A 6,359-nucleotide genomic window follows, 5' to 3' on the forward strand; every position below is an offset into this window, starting at 1 on the left:
ATCTCAGCCCTCAGCGAGGGCGTCTATTTCCTTGTGCAGCGCGTCGGGCAGCTCGATTCCGTCGCAGAGCGCCCGCGCCCGTCGTGCCCGCATGCCGTCGCCAGGCACGGCCACCGGGCGGTCCGGATCAGCGGGCCGCGAGGCGCGCAGCCGGTCGAGGTAGTCAGCCAACCCGGCGGCGCTGCCCTCCCCCGCGGCGGGGTCAATCAGGATGAGGACGTCGCCCTTGTTCGCCACCTCGGTCGCGTCGAGCGTGCCACTCACCTCGGGCGCGAAGGCCGAACCGGCCAGAGCGGCCACCAGCAACTCGACGCCGAGGCCGAGGCCGTAGCCCTTCGCCGCTCCGAATGGCGCGATGGCTCCGGACTTCGCCGCCTCGGGATCGGCGGTGCGTCGCCCCTCGGCATCGACCGCCCAATCCTCCGGGATCGGGGAGCCGGTCAGCGCATGGTGATGGATCTTGCCCATCGAGACCTGGCTGGTCGCGAGGTCGAGGATGAAGGGCTCGGCCTTGGTCGGGATGCCGATGGCGATCGGGTTCGTGCCCAGCATCGCTTGGGTTCCGCCGTAGGGATGGACCAGCGCCTCGCTGGTGGTCAGCACGATGCCGATCAGGTTCCGCGCGGCGGCGGCCTCGGCATAGTACGCCAGCATCCCGATATGGTTGGCGTTGCGGATCGCGGCGAAGGCTATGCCATGACCGGGCACGCGCGGGGCCAGTTGTTCCAGCGCATGCATCATCACGACCGGGCCGAGGCCTCTTTCGCCATCCACCGTGAAAACCGCCGGTCGGCGTTCGCGGATCACGCCGTTGGCGACGGGGGCGGCCAGCCCGGCCCGCAGCCGAGCAACGAGTCGTGGCAGCCTCTGGAGCCCATGAGAGGGCAATCCTCTCAACTCGGCCTCGATCAGAAGATCCGCTTGGAGCCGCGCATGGGCCTCCGCAACCCCCTGTGAAACAAGGGCGTTTTCCGCGATCTCCCGAAGATGTCCGGCCGAAACTAGCAAGCGCCAACCCTCCCGCGATCAGATCCTATATGATATTGTATTTGACATACGACATCCTATCAGTGCTAGGGTCGGCCTTGTCAAGAATGCTGAACCGCGGGAGAAACGCATGACTGTATCGACGGATCGCGACCAGAAAGGTGGGTTCGTGCGGCCTTCGAGCATTGCCGAAAGCGTTCATCAGCGCATCTACGAGCGGATCATGTCGCTCGAGATCCCGCCCGGCGCCCGAATCCCCATCGACGGGCTGGCGCGCGAGCTGAACGTGTCACAGACACCGGTGCGCGAAGCCCTCACCCGGCTCGAGCGCGAGGGCCTGGTCCGCAAGGCGCACCTGATCGGCTACTCCGCCTCACCGCAGCTCACGCACAAGGAGTTCGACGACCTCTACAAGTTCCGGCTGATGCTGGAGCCTGAGAGCGCCCGCCAGGCCTGCCTCAAGCTGACGACCGAGTCGCTCGCACGTATCGAGGCGGCCGCGGCGGACATGGAGAAGGGCGAGCCTGCCGTCGGCCGCAACAGCCGCTACTCGCGCTTCGCCCGGGCCGACGCGCATTTCCACGACGAGATCCTGAAGGTCGCGGACAACGAATTCGTGCGGCAGGCGCTCAACGACCAACACATCCACCTGCACATCTTCCGCCTGATGTTCCACAGCCGCGTCACCCAGGAGGCTCTCGAAGAGCATGAGCGTCTGCTCGCCGCATTCCGTGCGGGCGATGCGGGCGGGGCCCATGATGCGATGCACAAGCACATTGAACGGTCCCGCGACCGGCTCGCGGCAGCCTTCGAATGAAACTGGCCGCGACCGATGCCGCGGGGCGGACGATGCCTCCCGAGCCGGTGCTTCACGCCGAGGCGCTGTCGAAGGCCTATGGTCCTATCACTGTCCTCAGCGACGTGACGCTCGACATCCGCGCGGGGGAGGTCCACGCGATCATCGGCGAGAACGGGGCCGGCAAGTCGACCCTGATGAAACTTCTCTCGGGCCATGCCGAACCGACCGGCGGCACGATGGCGATGGCCGGTCAGCCCGTCGCCTTCGCCGATGCCGTCCAGGCCGAGGATGCCGGGATCGTGCTGGTGCATCAGGAGATCCTGCTCGCCCCCGACCTGACCGTGGCGCAGAATCTCTTCCTTGGTCGCGAACTCTCCCGCTTCTTCGCGGTGGACGACAAGCGGATGAACCGGCGCACTGCCGAGGTTCTGGCGCGGGTCGGCTCGACCGCACGGCCCTGGACCGTGGTGGGCGAGTTGCCGTTGGCGCAGCGCCAGTTGGTGCAGATCGCCCGCGCCCTGCTCGACGACCGCAAGGTGATCATCCTCGACGAACCGACCGCGATGCTCGCCAATGACGAGGTCGACGCCCTGCTCGACATCGTCCGGAACCTGCGCGCGCAGGGGGTGGCCGTGCTCTACATCTCGCACCGGCTGGAAGAGGTCGAGGCGCTGGCCGACCGCGTCACCGTCCTGCGCGACGGTAAGATGATCGGCACCTGGCCGGCCGAGACCCTCGACCAGCGCCAGATGGCGGAGCTGATGGTAGGGCGCGAGCTGTCCATGCTCTACCCGCCGAAACGCGACCCGACGACCGTCGAACCCGTTCTCGTGGTCGAGGATCTGTCGGTCGACCATGGCAAGATCACCGGCTCTTTCAGCGTGCGCCCCGGCGAGGTGCTGGGCATCGGCGGCATGATCGGCGCGGGTCGGACCGAGCTGATCGAGGGGCTCATGGGCCTGCGCCCGTCGCAGGCCGGCGCGATCCGGCTGGGCGGCTCGGCGGTAACGAAACACGATGTGACGGCGCTGATGGCCGCCGGCCTCGTCTACCTGACCGAAGACCGCAAGGGAAAAGGTCTCCTGCTGAACGAAGGGCTCGGGCCGAACCTGATCCTTCAGGCGATGGACATGATCAATCCGCGCCTCCGCCTCGATCGGAAAAAGGAGAACGCGGTCGTCAAGGCGGCGGTGCAGGAGTACGACATCCGCGTCCGCACGCTTTCGATCGAGGCCGGGCAGCTATCCGGCGGCAACCAGCAGAAGCTGCTGCTGGCCAAGGTGATGCAGGCCGACCCGTCGGTCGTGATCATCGACGAGCCAACGCGCGGCATCGACATCGGCAACAAGAGCCAGATCTACCGCTTCATCGACGATCTCGTCCGGACCGGGAAGGCCTGCGTCGTGATTTCGTCGGAACTGCCAGAACTCGTCGGCCTGTCCGACCGCGTATTGGTGATGCGCGGCGGGCGCTTCGTCGCCGAGCTGACGGGCAATGACATCACCGAGCAGAACGTCGTCTACGCCGCCGCGAGCAGCGGCAAGGACACCGAGGGGAGGAAACGCGCATGAGCAGCGCCGAGATCGCAACGCGACCCGAGAGCGAAGGCTTCAAGATCCGCTGGGGCGACCTCGCCCCATTCATCGCCCTGGGGGTTATCATCCTGCTGGGCACGATGATCAACTCCAACTTCATGTCGGCGAACAACATGCTGAACGTGATTACCCGGAGCGCCTTCATCGCGATCATCGGCGTCGGTACTACCTTCGTCATCGCCACCGGGGGCCTCGACCTCTCGATCGGGTCGATGTTGGCCTTCGTCGTTGGCATCATGGTCATGGCCATGAACGCACTGGCGCCCTCGTTCGGGCCCTGGGCAATCCCGATCGGTGCGGTTGTCGCGCTGGTGGTGGGCTCGCTCTGTGGGCTGATGAACGGGTTGATCATCACGGTGGGACGCATAGAGCCCTTCATCGTCACGCTTGGCACCATGGGCATCTTCCGGGCGCTCATCACATACATGACCGACGGTGGCTCGCTCTCGATCGACCGGAGCCTGCGCAACGCCTACCGGCCGGTCTATTTCGGCGACGTCCTCGGCGTGCCCTACCCGGTGATCATCACGCTGTTCATCGCGCTGCTCGGCGCCTTCATCCTTTACCGGACGAAATACGGCCGCCGGGTCACCGCCGTGGGATCGAACGCCGACGTCGCCCGGTTCTCGGGCGTGCATGTCGGCCGGGTGCGGACCATGGCTTTCGTGATCCAGGGCTTCTGCGTCGCCGTGGCCGCGATCTGCTACGTGCCGCGGCTCGGCGCCGCGACACCGACCACCGGCCAGCTCTGGGAATTGCAGGTCATCACCGCCGTCGTCATCGGCGGCACGCTTCTGCGCGGCGGCAAGGCGCATATCTGGGGCACCGTCGCCGGGGCACTCATTCTCGAGGTCATCGCCAACGTCATGGTCCTGTCGGACATGGTGTCGGAATACCTCGTCGCCGCGGTCCAGGGGGCAATCATCATTATCGCCATGTTGGCGCACCGCTTCACAAGCTCCCGCTGAACGCGGGGCACAAACTGACCCAATGGAGGAGGGAACCATGAAACTCAGGACGAAAGGTGCGGCACTTCTGTCAGCCGCGGTCGTGACGGGGGCGCTGACCGGCGCGGCCGCTCAGGCCCAGGACAAGGAATACACGATCGCGGTGTCGATCCCCGCCGCGACCCACGGCTGGACCGGCGGCGTGGTCTACCACGCGCAGGAGGCCGAGAAGCAGCTCGAGGCCGCTTACCCCAACATCGACGTGATCGTCTCGACCGCGTCCTCGGCCACCGCGCAGGTCGCCTCGCTCGAGGACCTCTCGGCCACCAGCGAGCTCGACGCTTTGGTGATCCTGCCCTTCACCTCGGAAGAGTTGACCGGCCCGGTGGAACAGGTCGCCGCGAACGGGACCTTCGTCACCGTGGTCGACCGCGGGCTGTCCGACCCGTCGATCCAGGATCTCTATGTCGCGGGTGACAACATCGCCGTCGGCGCCAACACTGCCAAGTGGCTGGTCGAGAAGCTGGGCGGCGAGGGCGAGATCGTCGTGTTGCGCGGCATCCCGACCGTGATCGACGACGAACGCATCAAGGGCTTCCAGGACGTCATCGACCAGTCCGACATCAAGATCCTCGACATCCAGTATGCCAACTGGAACCAGGACGAGGCCTTCACCCTGATGCAGGACTACCTCGGCAAGTACCCGAACATCGACGCCGTCTGGGCCAACGACGACGACATGCTGCTCGGCGTGATCGAGGCGGTCGACCAGGCCGGCCGCGAGGACATCAAGTACATGCTCGGCGGCAACGGCATGAAGCAGGTGATCGAGATGGTGAAGGCGGGTGACGAACGGACCCCGATCTCCACCCCCTACCCGCCGTCGATGATCGCCTCGGCGATGCACATGACCGCGGCGCAGTTCGCGGGACAGGCGCCGATGCGCGGGTCGTTCAAGCTGGACGCACCGCTGATCACGCCCGAGAATGCGGACCAGTTCTACTTCCCGGACAGCCCGTTCTGATTATGCCTACACCGCACGGCCCCCAAGGGGCCGGGCGGTCCACCCCAAGACCCAGGAGACCCAGATGAGCGGCAAGAAAATCCTCATGCTGACCGGTGAGTTCACAGAAGAATACGAGATCTACGTCTACCAGCAGGGCATGGAGGCCGTCGGCCACACGGTCCACGTGGTCTGTCCCGACAAGAAGGCCGGCGATATGATCGCCACCTCGCTCCACGATTTCGAGGGCCACCAGACCTATACCGAGAAGCCCGGCCACAACGCCGAGATCAACAAGACCTTTTCCGAAGCCGAAGCCGAGCTCGACAGCTACGATGCGGTCTACGCGGCCGGCGGCCGGGGCCCGGAATACATCCGCACCGACCCACGCATCCAGGCCATGGTCAAGCATTTCCACGATACCGGAAAACCGATCTTCACCATCTGCCACGGCGTGCAAATCCTGATGGCGGTGCCCGGGGTGTTGAAAGGCAGGACTGTCGCTGGGCTCGGAGCTTGCGCGCCCGAGGTCGTGGCGGTCGGCGGCACTTACTACGATGCCGACCCGAAAGAGGCCTACGTTGACGGCAACATGGTCTCGGCCAAGGGCTGGACCGCGCTGGCCGCCTTCATGCGGGAGTGCCTCAGGGTGCTCGGAACGGAAATCCGCCACACTTGATCCCGGCCATATGGACAGCGACGGAGGCGGCGACAAGCGGCCTCCGTTCCCGGTTGTGGTCGTTTCGCCCGCATCGAAAGCCCGCTTCCCGCCCTTCTGTGCACCGATGAGGCCAATTCGCCGCAATCTGCTTGTTCGACCGCTCTGCCGGTTCCGCTGCGGGCGCCAAGCCGCATCGCGGCGGACTGTTTATCGGCCTTTGCGTCGATTTTTCCACCATGAACACTATAGCCGCAATGCTAAAATGTCTCACATTGGCAATTCAGGAATGTCACAGTTTCCCGGCTGAAGCATCTGGGCCAGAGTCGGAGAACGGGCATGGGATGGGTGATGATGAGTGAACGTGACC

The 6,359-nt window shown here is 65.4% G+C and carries 6 protein-coding genes; 5 read left to right on the plus strand and 1 reads right to left on the minus strand.

Annotated elements, in window-relative coordinates; all coding sequences use genetic code 11:
* Positions 1–3: 3 nt before the first annotated feature.
* Positions 4–1,008 (minus strand): Ldh family oxidoreductase, encoded by a 1,005-nt coding sequence (locus ESZ60_RS18300; protein ID WP_134682148.1) that lies wholly within the window; start codon positions 1,006–1,008, stop codon positions 4–6.
* 109 nt (positions 1,009–1,117) lie between these two features.
* Here ESZ60_RS18300 and ESZ60_RS18305 point away from each other — a divergent pair, with 109 nt between their 5' ends.
* The 5 genes from ESZ60_RS18305 to ESZ60_RS18325 all read left to right on the plus strand — a co-directional run bounded on the left by ESZ60_RS18305 (position 1,118) and on the right by ESZ60_RS18325 (position 6,010).
* The gene (locus tag ESZ60_RS18305; protein WP_134682149.1) at positions 1,118–1,804 is read left to right on the plus strand and encodes a GntR family transcriptional regulator; all 687 of its coding nucleotides are present in this window, start codon (positions 1,118–1,120) and stop codon (positions 1,802–1,804) included.
* Entirely contained in the window at positions 1,801–3,357 is a 1,557-nt protein-coding gene (locus ESZ60_RS18310; RefSeq protein ID WP_134682150.1) for a sugar ABC transporter ATP-binding protein, read from the plus strand. Before ESZ60_RS18305 ends, ESZ60_RS18310 begins: the two co-directional genes overlap by 4 nt.
* The gene (locus ESZ60_RS18315; RefSeq protein ID WP_134682151.1) at positions 3,354–4,349 is read left to right on the plus strand and encodes an ABC transporter permease; all 996 of its coding nucleotides are present in this window, start codon (positions 3,354–3,356) and stop codon (positions 4,347–4,349) included. The genes ESZ60_RS18310 and ESZ60_RS18315 overlap by 4 nt, the downstream gene beginning before the upstream one ends.
* A 37-nt stretch (positions 4,350–4,386) precedes the next feature.
* Positions 4,387–5,352, plus strand: a complete 966-nt coding sequence (locus ESZ60_RS18320) for a substrate-binding domain-containing protein (protein WP_134682152.1) — start codon at positions 4,387–4,389, stop codon at positions 5,350–5,352.
* A gap of 64 nt (positions 5,353–5,416) precedes the next feature.
* Entirely contained in the window at positions 5,417–6,010 is a 594-nt protein-coding gene (locus ESZ60_RS18325; RefSeq protein ID WP_134682153.1) for a DJ-1/PfpI family protein, read from the plus strand.
* The last annotated feature ends 349 nt before the right edge of the window (positions 6,011–6,359 follow it).

This window comes from Paracoccus ravus, assembly GCF_004522175.1.
Taxonomy (GTDB): domain Bacteria; phylum Pseudomonadota; class Alphaproteobacteria; order Rhodobacterales; family Rhodobacteraceae; genus Paracoccus; species Paracoccus ravus.